This window comes from Candidatus Accumulibacter propinquus (genome assembly GCF_056856495.1).
Map to the genome: position 1 here is coordinate 2,194,235 of NZ_JBSEHC010000003.1, position 17,597 is coordinate 2,211,831.

13 protein-coding genes and 1 riboswitch are annotated in these 17,597 nt (G+C 61.8%); of the genes, 6 read left to right on the forward strand and 7 right to left on the reverse strand.

The window, feature by feature from the left end; genetic code table 11:
• Nucleotides 1-185 precede the first annotated feature (185 nt).
• Nucleotides 186-518 (reverse strand): cell division protein ZapA, encoded by a 333-nt coding sequence (locus AC15MQ_RS15865; RefSeq protein ID WP_287653892.1) that lies wholly within the window; start codon nucleotides 516-518, stop codon nucleotides 186-188.
• A 13-nt stretch (nucleotides 519-531) separates the two neighbouring features.
• On the reverse strand, nucleotides 532-732 hold the full coding sequence (locus AC15MQ_RS15870; protein WP_287665577.1) for a hypothetical protein: 201 nt from the start codon (nucleotides 730-732) through the stop codon (nucleotides 532-534).
• Between the two features lie 149 nt (nucleotides 733-881).
• Nucleotides 882-1,093: riboswitch (cobalamin riboswitch) on the forward strand.
• Between the two features lie 126 nt (nucleotides 1,094-1,219).
• On the opposite strand from AC15MQ_RS15870, the gene AC15MQ_RS15875 reads away from it, so the two are divergent.
• From AC15MQ_RS15875 to AC15MQ_RS15885, 3 genes are read left to right on the forward strand one after another with little or no spacing between them, the layout of a single operon-like run.
• Entirely contained in the window at nucleotides 1,220-3,091 is a 1,872-nt protein-coding gene (locus AC15MQ_RS15875) for a TonB-dependent receptor domain-containing protein (RefSeq protein ID WP_483080589.1), read from the forward strand.
• Between the two features lie 8 nt (nucleotides 3,092-3,099).
• Nucleotides 3,100-4,089, forward strand: a complete 990-nt coding sequence (locus tag AC15MQ_RS15880) for a FecCD family ABC transporter permease (RefSeq protein ID WP_287653895.1) — start codon at nucleotides 3,100-3,102, stop codon at nucleotides 4,087-4,089.
• Nucleotide 4,090: 1 nt separating this feature from the next.
• Complete coding sequence (locus AC15MQ_RS15885) at nucleotides 4,091-4,870, forward strand: ABC transporter ATP-binding protein (protein ID WP_483080590.1); 780 nt, start codon at nucleotides 4,091-4,093, stop codon at nucleotides 4,868-4,870.
• Nucleotides 4,871-4,977: 107 nt separating this feature from the next.
• On the opposite strand, the gene AC15MQ_RS15890 is transcribed toward AC15MQ_RS15885, so the two are convergent.
• From AC15MQ_RS15890 to thrH, 5 genes are all read right to left on the reverse strand, one after another.
• Entirely contained in the window at nucleotides 4,978-6,720 is a 1,743-nt protein-coding gene (locus tag AC15MQ_RS15890) for a diguanylate cyclase domain-containing protein (protein ID WP_483080591.1), read from the reverse strand.
• A gap of 158 nt (nucleotides 6,721-6,878) precedes the next feature.
• On the reverse strand, nucleotides 6,879-7,298 hold the full coding sequence (locus AC15MQ_RS15895; RefSeq protein ID WP_287653898.1) for a bacteriohemerythrin: 420 nt from the start codon (nucleotides 7,296-7,298) through the stop codon (nucleotides 6,879-6,881).
• Between the two features lie 40 nt (nucleotides 7,299-7,338).
• Nucleotides 7,339-9,291 (reverse strand): ABC-F family ATP-binding cassette domain-containing protein, encoded by a 1,953-nt coding sequence (locus AC15MQ_RS15900; protein WP_332335836.1) that lies wholly within the window; start codon nucleotides 9,289-9,291, stop codon nucleotides 7,339-7,341.
• Nucleotides 9,292-9,499: 208 nt separating this feature from the next.
• Entirely contained in the window at nucleotides 9,500-10,372 is an 873-nt protein-coding gene (gene purU / locus AC15MQ_RS15905; protein ID WP_287653900.1) for a formyltetrahydrofolate deformylase, read from the reverse strand.
• Between the two features lie 7 nt (nucleotides 10,373-10,379).
• Nucleotides 10,380-11,003 carry a bifunctional phosphoserine phosphatase/homoserine phosphotransferase ThrH gene (gene thrH / locus AC15MQ_RS15910; RefSeq protein WP_287653901.1) on the reverse strand — a complete coding sequence of 208 codons (624 nt, stop codon included), beginning with the start codon at nucleotides 11,001-11,003 and terminating at the stop codon, nucleotides 10,380-10,382.
• Between the two features lie 911 nt (nucleotides 11,004-11,914).
• Between thrH and AC15MQ_RS15915 the strand changes: the two genes are divergently transcribed.
• The 3 genes from AC15MQ_RS15915 to AC15MQ_RS15925 all read left to right on the forward strand — a co-directional run bounded on the left by AC15MQ_RS15915 (nucleotide 11,915) and on the right by AC15MQ_RS15925 (nucleotide 17,555).
• On the forward strand, nucleotides 11,915-12,592 hold the full coding sequence (locus AC15MQ_RS15915) for a carbonic anhydrase (RefSeq protein ID WP_483080592.1): 678 nt from the start codon (nucleotides 11,915-11,917) through the stop codon (nucleotides 12,590-12,592).
• A 121-nt stretch (nucleotides 12,593-12,713) separates the two neighbouring features.
• Nucleotides 12,714-13,865 carry an outer membrane protein assembly factor BamB family protein gene (locus AC15MQ_RS15920; protein WP_287653904.1) on the forward strand — a complete coding sequence of 384 codons (1,152 nt, stop codon included), beginning with the start codon at nucleotides 12,714-12,716 and terminating at the stop codon, nucleotides 13,863-13,865.
• 144 nt (nucleotides 13,866-14,009) lie between these two features.
• Entirely contained in the window at nucleotides 14,010-17,555 is a 3,546-nt protein-coding gene (locus AC15MQ_RS15925) for an ATP-binding protein (RefSeq protein WP_483080593.1), read from the forward strand.
• Nucleotides 17,556-17,597 lie beyond the last annotated feature (42 nt).

Below are 17,597 nucleotides of genomic sequence, written 5' to 3' on the forward strand. Positions count from 1 at the left end.
CATCCTGAACCTGGGTTCAGTTAGGTCACTTCCCTTCCGCATCAGGTACTCCCGACTGGGGGTGCACACAACAGCGGTTTCTATGGTCCGCAACCAATGCCAATCTACATTGGTTCAAGGAATTTATGACCTTAACAAACACCGCAGGGAACTCTCTTGGAAGCCAAAAACAGCGATGCCATCCTCTATTCAGCTTTCAGCACCGACTCCAACTCTGCCTCCATGGAAAAGATTCTACGCTTAACGGCGTCCATGTCCAGCCCTAATTCGAATTCATTTTTCTGATTCTGTTGTGCTGCCTCCTGATTGAGCCCGAGGTGCTCGTGGGCGATGTTGAGTGCCGTCATGACTGCAATTCGCTCGGCTAGATTGCTCTTCGTCTTCTCGGCGATGTCGCGCATCTTGCCATCAACATAGGCTGCCGCGTTCAGCAACGCCGCGTGTTGATCAGGTGGACAGGCAACACGATATTCCTTGCCAAGCAGGGTGATGTCGAGAAAATTGGTTTCGTTGGGCATCAGGTAAGAATTTTCAGGCCTTGAATTCGGGCAGTAGTTCGGCCAGTTGTTCGATCCGGGAACGGGCTGCGGCCATGCGTTCAGCGAGGCGCTCGTTCTCGGCTTCAGTCGCCGCGAGTTGCTCGCGGAGTCCGTCATTTTCGGTGCGCAGGCTGTGGCACAGCGCGACCACCTGGGAGATCTTGCTCTCGAGTGTGTTCAGTTCATTCAGCATGGGCCAGACTATAGATTCAACATGGCCGTCCGGTCAAGGTGTAAGCGACGCACAGGGATCAGGTTTGTTGCGTGCACGGCGCATTTGGTGGCGAACTTCAATCGGCACGGTGTGGGCGAGCTATAATGCGTCCTTCCGCAGTCCTCGGACTGCGGAAGATCGTGCAAGGTGCCGCTGCGCAGCTTCGCTGCCGCGGTTAAACGGGAAACAGGTGCGTGTGTGTTCATCAAACACCATGCCTGTGCTGCCCCCGCAACGGTAAGCGAGTGTGGGTGTGTCGAAATGCCACTGGGTGGAAACCTGGGAAGGCGACATGTCAAGACTTGCGAGCCCGGATACCGGCCTTCGCACACCACTGGACGGAAGTGTCGCGGGGAAGCGGACACGGAACGCTCGCCGCTTGCGCGCCTGTTCTCCCTCGCGCAAGTCCGTATTTATGGCTCGCCGACTTGCGGGGACGCTTGTCGGCAACAGGGAGAAATCCGTCATGTATCCAAACCCATCGCGCGCAGCTTCTGCCGCGACACTCGCCGCAACCGTCGCTGCCTTGTTCTCGACTTCGCCGCATGCCGCCGATCAGCAACTCGATTCGATTGTGGTCACGGCGACCCGACAGGCGACACGCACCAATGAGTTGACCAGCGATGTGTCGGTCATCACGCGCGCAGAAATCGACCAGGCCGGGGAGTCTACGCTGGCGCAGTTGCTGGCCCGCCAACCGGGAATCCAGTATGTGGCCAACGGCGGTGCCGGCACCAACAGTGGTGTCTTCATCCGTGGCGCCAGCACCAATCAATCGATCGTGTTGATCGATGGGCAGCGCATCGGCTCAGCAACCACCGGTAGCGCGGCATTGTCGCGCATTCCGCTGGACCAGATCGAGCGCGTCGAAATCCTGCGTGGCCCGGCGTCGTCGCTCTACGGGGCCGACGCCATCGGTGGTGTGATCCAGATCTTCACCCGCGGCGGCGAAGGCCCGACGCGATTGAATGCCAGTAGTGGTTACGGCTCATACAATACGACCGATACCAGCGTCGGCGTTGCCGGGGGAACGGATGTCGTTTCCTATAGTGTGCAAGCCGGCTATCTCGACACCGACGGCTTCAACGCCAGCAACAACAGGCGGAACGCGTCCTACAATCGCGACCGCGATGGCTACTACAACAAGAATCTGAGTGCCAACTTTTCCGTTCGCCCGGCAAGTGGTCAGGAGATCGGGGTGAATCTGCTGGCGAGCAGCGGCACCAACCGCTACGACGCCAATGACTTCAGTGCGTTGGGGGCGGCGCAGAACTACAGCAGCGATCAGAGCGTCGGCTCCTACTCGATTTACTCGCGCAATCGTCTGCATTCGGCGTGGACCAGCACCTTGCGCCTCGGTCGCAGTACCGACGCCAGCAAGGACTATGTAGGTAATGTCAGAGACGCTACCTTCCGCACCGATATGGACCTGCTGTCGTGGCAGAATGACTTCCGGCTTCCGGTTGGCGAGGCGCTGCTGGCGGCCGAGTACACCAAGCAAAGGGTTTCCGGCAGCACCGCGTATACGGTCAGCGAGCGCACGATTGGGTCCTGGCTTGCCGGCTGGAACGGCAACCTCGATAAACACCGGTTGCAGCTCAACTTGCGGCGTGACAACAATTCGCAGTTCGGCGGAGAAACCACCGGTTCGGCATCCTATGGCTACCAATTCACACCGCAATGGCGTGCGCACATCGCCTATGGGACGGCATTCCGCGCGCCGACCTTCAACGAGCTCTACTTTCCCGCCAGTTTCTTCTTTGCCGGCGGCAATCCCGATCTGAAACCCGAGAGGGCCAGGAACACCGAGCTTGGCGTCAACTGGGAGCAGGGCGGCCATCGTGCTTCGGCGGTCATTTTCAATAATGAGGTGAGCGATCTGATCGAGTTTCGGCCACCAACCTTCGCGCCGGTGAACGTCAGCCAGGCGCTGCTACGCGGTGTCACGTTGACCTACGATGGGCGCTTCACGGAGTGGGCAGGCGGGGTTGCCGTCGATTTTCTCGATCCGCGTAACGAGGAGAAAGGGCCCAACAACGGCAACCGGCTGGCGCGCCGTGCCGAACAGCAGATGAGCAGCTACCTCAGCCGAAGCGTCGGTAACTGGGAACTGCGTGGCGAGTGGCAACTGGTGGGCAACCGCTACGAGGACCCGGCCAACCGCGTCCGACTCGGGGGCTATGGTCTGGTCAACCTCTACGCCGACTACCGTCTGCAGCGCGACTGGGTGTTCTTTGCGCGCGCCAACAACATTTTCGACAAGTATTACGAGACTGCCGACAATTATGCCACCGCCGGGGCGAACGTCTTCGTCGGTGTTCGTTACGCGCCGAAGTAGGAACGCGTATGCCCACCCGTCGCCGTGCGTTGCTGATTCTGGCCGTGCTTGCCGCACTGTCGCAGTTGTGCATTGCCATGGCGCTGATGGTGGGCAGCATTGCCATCAACCCGGCCGAGGTGCTGGCGACCCTGGTTGGTGACGGCGGCGGCACGGCCGGTGACGTGGTGCGCAGCCTGCGCCTGCCGCGGGCACTCACCGGTTTCGCCTGTGGCGGCCTGCTGGCGCTTGCCGGCGCGCTGCTGCAGGTGTTGTTGCGCAACCCGCTTGCCGATCCCTATGTGCTGGGGATTTCCGGTGGCGCCGGCATCGGCGCACTCCTGGCGATCGTTCTTGGTTTCGGCGTGGGCGGGATCAACGGTCTGGCGTTCGTCGGAGCACTCGGCGCGATGTTGCTGGTGTTCGGTCTGGCGCATGGTGAAGGCGGCTGGACGCAGTCGCGCCTGCTGTTGACCGGGGTGATCGTTGCCGCCGGTTGTGGCGCCGTGGTCACCTTGATGCTCGCCATTGCCCCCGAAGACAGGCTGCGCGGGATGCTCTTCTGGCTGATGGGTGACCTGTCTCAGACCGGCGATCCCCAACTGGTGCTGCTGCTGCTCTTGTTGGTCCTGCTGATCGCGTTGCCGTTTGCCCGTGAACTCAATCTGCTGGCGCGCGGTGCCGACGTTGCCCAGGCGCTGGGGGTCGCGGTTCGCCCGTTGCGCCGCGGTGTCTATCTGCTTGCTTCGCTGGCAACTGCCGCCGCGGTGACGCATGCCGGGGCGATCGGCTTTATCGGGCTGATCGTGCCGCACCTGGTTCGCCTCGCCGCCGGCAATGACCAGCGTCTGCTGCTGCCGGCTTCGGTGCTTGCCGGCGGTAGCCTGCTGGTGGTCGCCGACACCCTGGCGCGGACCCTGCTTGCGCCGCAACAACTGCCGGTAGGCGTGCTCACGGCGTTGATCGGCGTGCCGGTCTTCCTGTTTCTGTTGACCCGCGCTGCACCCGGTCGGCACTGAGATGTCCGGCGTAGCCCCCCTCCTGAGCAGCCGCGGACTGCGAGTCGGCATTGCGGGGCGCGTCTTCTGTCGCGAGTTGTCCCTGGCCGTGCATGCGGGCGAATGTCTGGCCATCCTGGGCCGCAACGGTGCCGGCAAGTCGACCCTGCTGTCGGTATTGGCGGGTCTACGGGAACCGGAAGCGGGCGAAGTGCTGCTCGCCGGACGCAGCTACGCGGATCTCGGCGCACGCGCCAGCGCGCTTCTCCGCGGTTGGTTGCCGCAGGAGCGTAGTGAGGCTTTCTCGTCCACCGTACTTGAAACCGCGCTGGTTGGGCGTCACCCGCACCTGGCCCGCTGGGATTGGGAATCCGAGACCGATGCCCGCATTGCCCGTCAGGCGCTGGCGTCCGTTGGTCTCGCCGAACTTGCGCAGCGCGATGTGCAGACGCTTTCCGGCGGTGAGCGGCAGAGGCTGGCGATCGCCACCCTGCTGACGCAGGCGCCGCAACTCTATCTGCTCGATGAACCACTCGCCCATCTCGACCTGAACCACCAGATCGCCACGCTCGAGCTGTTTGCCAGGCTCGCCCGAGAGCAGCCCTTGGCCTGCGTGATGGTCCTGCACGAACCCGGTCTGGCGGCGCGTTTCTGCACGCATGCCCTGCTCCTTTTCGACGACGGCACGACCCAGCTGGGTCCCTGCGGCGAAGTGGTCAACAGCGACTCGCTGAGCCGGCTATACGGTTATCCGCTGCGTGAAGTGGGTGACAAGGGTCAGCGCTGGTTCATGCCGGCGTAGAGGAAAGCCGATACGACGATCATGCGCTGGTGGTCGCTGCGGGCACAGTGCTCAAGTTGTCGGCGACGTTCTGTCACCGCAACGCGCCTCGAACCGGCATCAAAACCTCAGCCGGGTCCTGCCCGACCGGGTTGACCCGCCTGTTTGCGCCGATACATGTCGGCATCGGAGCGTTGCACCAGCGACTCGACATCCTGCCCGTCCTCGGGATACATCGCCAGGCCGACCGAGGCACCGGCTCTAGAACGCAGGGATGCCGGATCGATCGCCAGCAGCGGCGCGCCGAGCAGCTCTTCCAGGTGGCTGCGGGCACGTTCGGCGTCCGCACGGTTGCCGACTGAATCCAGCATGACCACGAACTCGTCGCCGGCATAACGTGCCACGAGGTCGCGGCTGCGCAGGCCGCCGAGCATCCTTTGTGCCATTTCCTGCAGGACCTTGTCGCCGACGTCGTGGCCATAGCTGTCATTGATATGCTTGAAATCGTTGAGGTCGATGAACAGAATGGCGAAAGGGCGTGGTTCAGGGGATTGGTGTTGTTGTTCCAGGCGGTCGTCGACGCGTCGCAGAAAAGCCTCGCGGTTGGCGAGCCCGGTCAGCCTGTCGCTCAGGAGCTTGCTCTGCATGGCCCGGAAACTCTTCGCGAGGTCACCGATTTCATCGCTGCGCGCGACGTCGAATGAGGCGTTGAGATCACCGTTGCCGACGCTGCGCGCTGCTGCCGCCAGTTGCTTGAGATCGCGGTCAACCACCGACAGCACCATGAAACCGATGACGATGGTCATCAAAGACGCCAACAAGGCGAGCGCCACGGTCCGCTTGAAGTTGTCCGTAACCTCGAGCAGGAAGTCGCTGCGTGGGACGGCGACGACGATGATCCAGTCCAGTCCAGCGGCATCCTGAATGCGGGCGTAAGCAGCCTCCACCTGCTGCCTGTCACTGGTTTCAAACACCGCGGTTCGGGCTTGCGAAGGTTCGGTGGCATGTCGCAGCAGCTTGCGAATCTCGCGATAACTGGCGACGACCAGGGGATCGTCGCTGGCCTCCACGTTGAGCCGCACGTTGCCTCCGGCCACCACTCGCTGCAGATGTGGGCCACGCGAAGCTCCGATCAGATTGCCGTCGGTCTCGACCACGTAGGCGATGCCGTTGGCCGTGAGTTTCAGCGAGTGCAGGAAGTCGTTGACGTGTTGCAGCGAAAGGTCGGTGGCGACCACGCCCTGGAATTCCCCCTGTGCGTTGTTCACCCGTCGCGCACGCGTGGCAACCAACTGCTCGGTCTTGAAATCGATATAGACCGATGTCCAGGTGTGCAGGGCGGCGCTCTGGCCCGATTTGAACCATGGGCGTTCACGCGGCTCGAAGACGCGCGTTTCGCGTACCGGCTCCCGCAACTCGCCATCGATACCGGTGAAACGATAAACCGTGCGTGGCCCGTTGCCACTGCTGCGCAGGCGTAACTCAGCCTCTGTATCGGAGTGACGCCATAGCCCGAAGAATTGCCCGTTGCGGTCGCCGTAGTAGGCATAGTTGTTCGGATCGCGGTGTACCGAGGTCGCCAGCCAGAAGCGCGTTCGCAGTTTGTCGAAATCGTCCTTGATGTCTGCCGGGGCGGGCACGCCACCGGGAAATGCCGTTTCAAGGACTGCCCCGGCCCCGAAGACATGCCGCTCTACCGCCTGTGCGATGCGGTGAACCATCTCCGACAGCAACTGGTTTGACAAGGTGTCAACCGCCACCCGCCCGGCCGAATACGACAGGCCGCCGATGGCGGCTGCGAGCAGCAGAACCAGTACGACATACGGCACGGTGAGCATCTGCCGCAATGAAAGAGTCTGAAGTAACTTCATGGCCTTTCGCCCAGAGCAAGCTGGAGCCAAGCGATTGATGCAGATCGGACGCGCGTTGCGGGTTCGGCACGGTCGTCCGGATGCGTGCTCCGGAGGACTGCGAGAGCCCTTGAGCGATAAATGCTAACCCTGCCAGACAACAGGCAAAGTGACGGATCTCACGTGGGCTTCGGCGTCGACCCGAACTTAGCCCGCACGCTCGGCATGTAGGCGAAATCGGCGACCAGGATGTGGTTGTAGAACCAGCCGTTGATCAGGAACTTGACCTCCTCGGCGATCTCGTCAAGGGTCATCTGCTTGGCGTTCTCCAGCAGTTCGTACAGCATCTGGCGAAAATCCGCGTGCAGCAGCCGATGTGCCTCCAGGCCGGAGTAGTGGCAGGCGGCCATCAACTCCTCCTCTTCGTGCAAATGCACCTTCACGTATTCAGTCAGCATGGCCAGGGATTTCAGCACCCGGATCTGGTCGCCATTACCCCTGAAGCTGGCGGCAAGTTCGAATAATTGCCGATGCTGCGCATCGATCGTCGGGACACCCACTTCGATCGTCGATGACCACTCCGCCAACTCCAGTTTCATGCCGTGCTCCATCTCTGCTCTAAAAATTTGCCGGCCCGCCTCAGGTTGCGGCCTGCCGGGTTAGCGCGTCGATCCGATCAGCGAGTCCCAGCCAGATCTCTTCCCGTTCGGTCAGTTCCTCGGTGATCCGCTGCAGGCGTCTGCCAACGTCGGCCAACTCCGGCGCCGACAGTGGCGTTGACAAGCGCGCTTCCAGCGAGTGCTGCTCGGTTTGCAGGTCGAGCAACTGCTTCTCGACCTGTCCCTGATCACGCTGCAGGGCTTTGAGATTGCCTGCACTCTTGCGTTCAGACTCGCCGCCGCCCGACGGCGGTCGCTGGGACGGGGCCCTGGCGTTCTTCTGCGACTCGCGGAGGCTTTCGCGGTTCCGCCTGGCCTCCTCAAGCAGGTAGCGCTGGTAGTCGTCCAGGTCGCCGGCGAAGTTCTCCACGCCACCGCGTGTGACCAGCCAGAATTCGTCACATACCGAACGCAGCAGTGAGCGATCGTGACTGACCAGCATGACCGTGCCCTCGAATTCGTTGAGCGCCATCGAAAGTGCCTCGCGGGTAGTCAGGTCCAGGTGGTTCGTCGGCTCGTCGAGCAATAGCAGGTTGGGGCGTTGCCAGACGATCATGCACAGGACCAGCCTGGCCTTTTCGCCACCGCTCATCGTCCCGACAGCCTGCTTGACCATGTCGCCGCTGAAATTGAAGGTGCCCAGGAAACTGCGCAGGTCCTGTTCGCGGTCTGCCTGGCCGGTTGGCGAGCTTTCTTTGGCCAACCGCACAAGGTGTTGCAGGGGCGTTTCGTGCGGTCGCAGGACATCCAGCTCCTGCTGGGCAAAGTAGCCGATGTTGAGTCCCTTGCCTTCCCTGACGAAGCCGCCGAGCCCCTTCAGTTCACGGGCGATGGTCTTGACCAGCGTCGATTTGCCCTGCCCGTTGGCGCCCAGGATGCCGATGCGCTGGCCGGCCAGCACCGACTTGTTGACCCCGCGGACGATCATCGTGGGCGGCGTGCCGGCCACGGCATCGACCGGCGGGGGGTAGCCGAAACAGGCGTCGCTCATGACCAGCATCGGGTTCGGCAGGTTGGCAGGTTCCTTGAACTCGAAGGTGAAGTCGGCGCTGGTCAGTACCGGGGCCAAACGTTCCATTCTTTCGAGCGCCTTCACCCGGCTTTGCGCCTGCTTCGCTTTGGTGGCTTTGGCCTTGAAGCGGGCAATGAAGCTCTGCAGATGGGCAATCTTGTCCTGTTGCTTGAGATAGGCGTTCTGCTGCAGGTCGATCTGCTGCGCGCGGGTTTCTTCGAAGGTGCTGTAATTGCCGCCGTACCGTGTCAATTTCGCATTTTCGAGGTGCAAGGTCACGTTGCTCACCGCATCGAGGAACTCGCGGTCGTGACTGATCACCAGCATCGTCCCCTCATAGCGTTTGAGCCAGGTTTCCAGCCACACCAGGGCATCCAGGTCGAGGTGGTTGGTCGGTTCGTCAAGCAGCAGCAGATCCGAAGGACACATCAGCGCACGTGCCAACTGCAGGCGCATTCTCCAGCCGCCGGAGAAGCTGTCGACCGGATTGTTCAGTTCACTGCTCTTGAAGCCCAGGCCGAGGATCAGTGCCTGCGCGCGTGCCTGGGCGTCGTGTGCGCCGGCGTCGTGCAAGGCCATATAGGCGTGCGCCAGGTGTTCGCCATCGCCGTTGCTTTCAGCCAGCTGCACTTCCTGCTGGGCAGCGAGCAGGGCCGTGTCGCCTTCGATCACGAAGTCGGTCGCGCTGCAAGCGCTCGACGGCATCTCCTGCACGACTTGCGCCAGGCGCCATTGTGCTGGGCGCGAGAACTCACCGGCGTCTTCGTGCAGGCTGCCATCGAGCAAGGCGAACAAGGTCGTTTTGCCGGCGCCGTTGCGACCTACCAGCCCGACGCGTTCGCCGGGGTTGATGGTGACCGAAGCATTGTCGAGCAGGGCCCTGGCGCCGCGGCGCAGGCTGACGCTCCTGAGGGTGATCATGCAGATGAAACTCCAGTCGATGGTCCGGCAAAATAAGTCAATGACATCGGGGGCGAGACGGATGCGCATCCGCTTGAACTGAACAGGGTGCCGGCACTTCGGTATCCCCCGTATTTCCCGTTGCCGGCGGAACTGCCGACGTTGCTGGTAACGGCGAGCCGGCTACTGTCGGCACAGTCTCGTGGCATCGCCATCCGTATGCGGTAATTCAGCGAAAGATTACCGTCTTGTTGGCGTGCACCAGCACGCGGTCCTCGAGGTGATAGCGCAGTCCGCGCGCGAGTACGGCCTTCTCGATGTCCTTGCCGTAGCGAACCATGTCTTCGATTGAATCCGAATGGTCGATGCGAATCACGTCCTGCTCGATGATCGGCCCCTGGTCCAGTTCCCTGGTGACGTAGTGGCAGGTTGCACCGATCAGCTTGACGCCGCGCTGATAGGCCTGGTGGTAAGGCCGCGCGCCGACGAAGCTGGGCAGAAAGGAATGGTGGATGTTGATCATCTGTCCAGGGTAGCGGTCACAGAAATCCGGCGGCAGAATCTGCATGTAGCGGGCGAGGACCATGGTGTCGCCCTTGACTTCGTCGTAGATGCGGCTGATCTCGGCATGCGCGGACTGTTTGTTGTTCGGGTTCATCGGCACGTAGTGGAAGGGGATCCCGTGCCATTCGACCAGCGCCCGGAAGGCGTCGTGGTTCGAGATCACGCAGGGAATCTCGATGTCGAGTTCCTTCGATTGCCAGCGCGACAACAGGTCGTAGAGACAGTGCTCCTGCTTGCTGACCATGATCGCGACGCGTCGCTTCACCGCCGAATCGCTGATTTTCCAGTCCATGGCCAATTCGTCGGCCAGTGGTCGGAAACGCTCGCGGAACTCGGCCAGATGAAAGGGCAGCGAATCGGCCTTGACTTCCATGCGCATGAAATAGCGGCTGTCATTCTCGCCATTGCCGCTGTCGGCGTGATAGCTCGACTCGAGGATCCAGCCGCGATGTTGGGCAATGAAGCCGGAAACGCGCGCAATGATGCCGATCTGGTCGGGGCATGAGCCAGACAAGGTGTAGAAACGCTGCGCATGCATCGGTCGATCAGCCTTTCGCCCGGGCATGCGCGCCGAAAGCCCGGTCGATTTCGGCACGCAGCTCGGCGTAGGAAAGCGTTACCGGAAACTGCGGGAATTCCTCGATGACCTTCTCGGGCGGGTGGAAGAGGATGCCGGCGTGCGCTTCGCCGAGCATTGCCGTGTCGTTGTACGAATCACCGGCAGCAACCACCGTGAAGCGGAGTTCCTTGAAGCGTCGCACTGCTTCCCGCTTCTGATCGGGCATGCGCAGGTGGTAGTTCACCAGCATCCCGTTGGTGTCGGCCTCGAGGCTGTGGCAGAAGAGCGTTGGCCAACCGAGCTGGCGCATCAGTGGATGCGCAAACTCGTAGAAAGTGTCCGACAGGATGATCAACTGGTAATCCTCGCGGAGCCCGTCGACGAAGGCGCGGGCTCCGTCGAGCGGCCCCATCGCCGCGATGACCCGCTGAATGTCCGGAAGTCCGAGCTTGTGCTCCGCCAGGATCGCCAGGCGATACTTCATCAGCCTGTCGTAGTCCGGCTCGTCGCGCGTGGTGCGGCGAAGCTCAGGAATGCCGGTGCGCGTGGCGAACTCGATCCAGATTTCGGGGACGAGTACGCCTTCAAGATCGAGGCAGACGATATGCACGGCAAGCTCCCAGAGGATGATGAGGTTTGAAGGAAACGCGCGATTCTACCAAATCCTTGGCCGAAGAGCCGTCAGCTGGTAAGGCGGCGCAGGCTGACCGGATTAGTTTTATGTCATGATTTTTTGCAAATCGTGGAAGAGAATACCGCTTACAAACTTTAAGGCTTGGGGTAGTTGGCATGGCAATCGGCATGAAATCGGTCGACAGTGGCAACTCTATTGACCGGACCACCCTTTACGGGTATTACTAGTGGTCGGAGTCTTGATGCCGCGTCGCTCCGCGCATGCCGATTTTCAGAGGAGACCTACATTGTCGAAAGCAAAGGATAAAAAGAAGTCCGCCAGGGCGGACGAAAAGCAGCCACAGGCAGCAGCCGTCGATCCCCTGCAGGTCCTGCAGAATCGCGTCGACGCTTTGGAGCAGCAACTGGCGCAACTCAGTCTGAAGGAAGGCCCGGCGGGGTCGCCGGGTGATCCGGGAGTGCCGGGCGAGCCCGGCCCGGTCGGGCCAGCGGGGCCTGCAGGGGTCAAGGGCGACCAGGGACCGGCAGGTGCCAAGGGAGATCGTGGCCTGGCAGGTCCCCAGGGTGCTCCCGGTGCTCCCGGGCCGGCCGGGCCGGCGGGCCCGAGTGGACCACAGGGTGCGGACGGATCCGTCGGGCCGCAGGGTGCAACCGGTGCGAAGGGGGCGCAAGGGCCCGCCGGTCCGAAGGGCCCCGCAGGGCCGCCTGGGCCACAGGGTCCCCAAGGCGAAGCAGCCCCTTCGACGTGACCGCACTGCGCAGAATCTGCCATAGCCGGCAGTCGCTGGTGCCCGGCGGTGAATCATCGGTGCACCCGGCCGCGGCCAGGCCTTGCCAGGGCTGGTCGCCGGTGCGCAGCCGGTTTGCCAGGCAGGCATGAGCCGGGCCGTGCAGACACGCATCGCCGCGCTAGTCGTGGCGTTGCTCCTGCAGCCGGTCGCCGCAAGCTCGGAAAGTCTGTTGTGCCGGGATGGGCACCGGCAGTCGCCGATCGATATCGTCGCTCCGGTCAAAACAGCCGCGCCGGCGCTCGAGTTTGATTACCGCCCCGCGCCGCTGCGGATCGCCAACGACGGTCACACCTTGCGCGTGCGCTTCGCGAATGACAGCCGCCTGTTGATCGGTAAGGCCGCTTACCGTCTCCAGCAGCTTCATTTCCATACCCCAGGCGGCGAGCGTGTGGCCGGAGAGGAATTTCCGCTCTCCGCTCACTTGCTGCACAGGAGCGGCCGCGGGCAATTGCTGGCGGTGGTGGTGCTCTTTCGCCAGGGAGCCGAGAATCCCTCGCTGGCGGACCTGTGGACCAGAATTCCGGCGTCGGGGGACGGTGACCAGGTCGTCGATGGCACGTTCGACGTCAGTCGCCTGCTGCCTCCCGGCCATGCGTATTACCGTTATCAGGGATCACTGACAGCATCGCCATGCACCGAGGGGGTGACCTGGGTAGTGATGAAGCAGCCGTTGCAGGTGTCTGCAGGGCAACTTGCCCATTGGCGCGCGCACTTTGTCGACAACATGCGGCCCGCGCAACCTCTGCATGGGCGCATCGTCAGCGAATCCCGCTAGCTGTCGGTTCGGGTGCTGACTGCGACAGCTTGCAGCCCAGACTTGAGATGGATCAAAACCGAGCCCCTCGGCATGCGAAACAATCTCCTCTTTCGCTACCCCATTTCATTAGGAGGGTTTCATGCGTCCCTACGCCCAAGCATTGCCGGCAGCCCTGGCGGCCATACTGCTGCTGACCATCGCTCCAGCTCGCGCCCAGGAAGCGGTTGGCTCGGCCAGGCCGAGCGTGCCCGGTATCGAGGTCAAGGTCACCGCAGAAATGACCGGAGCAGGCATCGTCTCCAGCGGCGTCACGCTGCCACCGATCCCGCCGGTCAGCGGTAACCGCAGGAATCCCGTGCCGTCCTGGGGCAAGCCCCTGCCGTATCCGGTGGTCATTGCCGACCGGCGCAACAACCGCTTGATCGAGATCGCGCCGGACAAAAGCATAGTCTGGGAGTTCGCCTCACCCAGCCTGAAAGTCTATCGAGGCAACGAGGACGTAAACTTCTCCGCGGATGGCAAGTTGTTGGCGGTCAGCGAGGAAGACAACTACGATGTGCATATCGTCGACTACGAAAGGAAGGCGCTCACCTGGACCTACGGCACGCCTGATGTGCGCGGCAAGGACGGCGGTTTGCTGAACTACCCGGATGACGCGCATCTGCTGGCCGACGGCAAGTTCATTACCGCCGATATTCGCAATTGCCGCATTCTGATCATCGACCCCAAGGATAATAGCATTGCCACCCAATGGGGAACACCCGGCAAGTGCCGCCACAACCCACCGCAAGAACTCGGCCACCCCAATGGTGCCACGCCGCTCGACAATGGAGACATTCTGGTCACCGAAATCTCCGGTTCCTGGATCTCGCGGATTACCCGCCAGGGTCAGGTGCTGTGGAGCGTGCAGGCGCCCAACATCCGCTATCCGTCGGATGCCTTCATGACCGTGGATGGCAAGCAGGTGATCGTCGCCGATTTCTGGAAACCCGGGCGGGTCGTGATTTTCGACCCGGCGACGCGCAAAATCAGTTGGGAATACTTTGTCAGGAACGGCGAGGGGATGCTCGATCACTCGTCAATTGCCCGCGAACTGCCTGACACCGGCGACATCTTCGTCGTCGACGATCTGCGTGATCGGGTGATGGTGATCGACCGCAAGAGCAAGGAAATCATTTGGCAGTACGGCGTCACCGACACCAAGGGGCACAAGCCCGGCTACCTGTTCTATCCTGATGGCTTCGACATCGATGTGTTCCGCGACTGGAAGGCGGTACTCGGCAAGCGCTGAGCAAGCATTGCTCGCATCTCGCCCGTCGGCTCTGCCTGGAGTATGGGCGGGTTGACGGCTAGTTGATCGGGGCGTCTTGCGGCCAGGCGGGCGATACTTTCTGCATGATGTTAAGTTCCGGCGCTTCCGCCGGCAAAGAAAGGCATGTTTCAGACCGTCCGTTCAAGGCATTCCCTGAAAACCAGAATCACTCTAGCCACGCAGCTCATCTTCGTGGCAGGCCTGTGGTCGCTGTCGTTTTACGCCAGCCAGATACTACGCAAGGACATGGAACGACTGCTCGGGGAGCAGCAATTCTCGACGGCGGCGTTTGTGGCGGCAAACATTGATGGCGAGCTGAAGAACCGCATCAGTGCGCTTGAGTTGATTGCCAACGCCATAGAGCCCGCGTTGATCGGGGAACCTGCAGCGCTGCAGAAATTCCTTGAGCAGCGCTATGTGCTGCACAGCCTGTTCAACGACGGGGTCATGGCTTACCGAGTTGACGGCGTGGCCATTGCCGTTGCTCCACTGTTGCCGGAGCGGATCGGCGTCAATTTCAGCGACAGGGATTATCTGGTTGGCGCACTCATGGAGGGCAGATCGACGATCGGTCGTCCAATCACCGGCAAGACACTGCGGGCCCCGGTTCTGGTCATGGCGGTACCGATTCGCAATGGTCGAGGTCAAGTGATCGGTGCGCTCTCAGGAGTGACCAACCTGAGCCTTCCGAGTTTCCTTGATCAAATCGCGGCAAGCAGTTACGGCAAAACCGGCGGCTATCTGCTGGTAGCTCAGCAATTCCGGCTGATTGTCACCGCTACCGACAAGCACCGCGTGATGGAAACGCTTCCAGCGCCCGGCATCAACCCAATTATTGACCGTTTCATCGACGGCTACGAGGGTTCCGCGGTTATTGTCAATCCACTGGGCGTGGAAGTGTTGACCTCCGACAAGGGCGTTCCTGCGGCGGGCTGGATCGTGTCGGTCAACCTGCCCACCGCCGAGGCATTTGCCCCGATCGATGACATGCAGCAGCGTGTGCTGCTGGCCACGGCCATCCTGACGCTGCTGGCGGGCAGCCTGACCTGGTGGATATTGAGTCGACAGTTTTCGCCAATGCTTGCTGCTGCGAGATCATTGTCCGCCATGTCGGAGGCAAAGCAGCCCCTGCAGCCCTTGCCCATCAACCGACAGGACGAAGTTGGTGGACTGGTCGAGGGTTTCAATCATCTGCTTGATACTTTGGGGCAGCGAGAAGCGGCTTTGCGGGAGAGCGAGGCCGGCTACCGGACGTTGTTCCGAGAAATGTTGAGTGGTTTTGCGCTGCACGAAATTCTATGCGACGACGAGGGCAAGCCTGCCGACTACCGCTTTCTGGCCATCAATCCGGCCTTCACCCGCATGACCGGCCTCAAGGCGGAAGACCTCGTGGGTCGGACCGTTCTGGAGGTCATGCCGGGTACCGAGAGATACTGGATCGAGATCTATGGCAAGGTGGCCCTCACTGGCGAGCCGGTGTTTTTTGAGAACTACGCCGCCGAACTGCAGCGATACTTCGAGGTAACCGCCTTCCGGCCAGCTCCCAACCGGTTTGCATGTTCCTTCTCCGACATCACCGAGCGTAAACGCGCCGAGATGCTGTTGCGCGACGAGGGGCAGCACTTCCGGAATCTCGCGAATGGTGGGTCGACACTGATCTGGACCTCTGGCCCGGACAAGCTCTGCAGCTACTTCAACGAACCCTGGTTGAAGTTTACCGGGCGTGCTCTGGAACAGGAACTTGGCAATGGATGGACGGAGGGTGTGCACCCGGACGATTTTTCCAGTTGCGTGCAAATCTACGCCACAGCCTTTGATCGACGCGAACCCTTCAGCATGCAATATCGCCTGCGCCATGCCGACGGCAGCTATCGATGGATAAGGGACGACGGCACCCCCCGCTACAACAGTCAAGGTGAATTCCTCGGCTATATCGGCTTCTGCGTGGATATCACCGAACAGAAAAGGTCCGCTGACGAACTGGACCAGTATCGCCATCATCTGGAGAACCTGGTCCAGGAGCGGACGCTGGAACTGGCGCAGGCCAAGGAGGCCGCCGAAGCTGCCAATCTGGCCAAGAGCAGCTTCCTGGCGAATATGAGTCACGAAATCCGCACTCCGATCAATGCCATCGTCGGCCTCACGCATCTGCTGCGCCGAGCTGAACCAACACCTGTACAGGCCGACCGGCTGGGCAAGATCGACGCGGCGGCGGCTCATCTCCTGTCCCTGATCAACGACATCCTCGACATCTCCAAGATCGAGGCCGGTAAACTGGAACTGGAGCAAACGAACTTTTCGCTGAATGCCGTCCTGGATAACGTTCGCTCGCTGATCTCCGACCAGGCGCGCGCCAAGGGCCTGGTCATCGAGGTCGATCACGATGGCGTGCCCCTGTGGCTGCGTGGCGATCCTACGCGGTTGCGTCAGGCGTTGCTCAATTACATCGGCAATGCCATCAAGTTCACCGAGCAAGGTTCCATCACCCTGCGTGCCATCCTGGTTGACGATGGCCCTGAACGGGTACTGGTGCGCTTCGAAGTTCAAGATTCCGGCATCGGCATCAAAGCGGATCAACTGCCCAGTCTGTTCCAGGCGTTCGAGCAGGCAGACGCCTCGACCACCCGCAGGTACGGCGGCACCGGCCTCGGGCTGGCGATCACCCGGCGGTTGGCGAAACTCATGGGCGGCGACGCGGGCGTCGAGAGCCAACCGGGGAAGGGCAGCACTTTCTGGTTCACGGCCTGCCTTGGGCACGGCCACGGGATCATGCCGGTCACTGCTGCTGGTGGAGAGGGCGATGCCGAAGCCGAGTTGCGCAAGCACCATGGTGGTGCACGACTGCTGCTGGCCGAAGACAATCCCATCAACCGCGAAGTTGCCCTGGAACTGCTGCACGGGGCGGGACTCGCCGTCGATGTGGCCGTCGATGGTCAGGAAGCGCTCGATAAGGCGCGCGCCATCGCCTACCAGTTGATCCTGATGGATGTGCAGATGCCGCGCATGGACGGACTGCAGGCGGCGCGTGCCATTCACTCACTGCCTGGCCAGGCGGCCACGCCAATCCTGGCGATGACCGCCAACGTCTTCGACGAGGATCGGCGGGCCTGCCTGGAAGCTGGCTTGAACGACTTTGTCGCCAAGCCGGTCGATCCGAAGACCCTCTATGCCGCACTGCTCAAGTGGCTGCCGATGGTGTCGTCAGTGGCCCCGACGAGCGTGCCGGCGCCACTTCCGGAACCGGATCGATGGCGGCGGCAACTGGCGTGTATTCCAGGACTGGACATCGAGCACGGGCTGGCCCTGATGCGTGGCAATGCGACAAAATATCTACGGCTGCTGAACCTGTTCATCGACACGCACGCCCAGGATCCGAGGCATTTCAGCGAGGATCTGGCGGCTGGGGACCTGGCGTCGATCAAGGCACGGGCGCACGCCTTGAAAGGTTCCGCCGGAAACATCGGTGCCGCAGGTGTGTCGGAAGCGGCGGCGCTGTTGCACTCTGTGCTGGCAGAGGCGGCTGGGACCGAACAGATCGCTGTCTGTTGCGCTGCATTGATGGAACAACTGACCCTGTTCACCGATCGGCTGTGTGGCGTGCTGGCAGGGTTGTCGGAGAGCCCTCAAGGAAACGGACCCGCCGCGGCATGCGGGCGCGTGGGCCGATAAAATGCTTGGACCTGCTCAAACCTGTTCGAGGAACGCCAATGC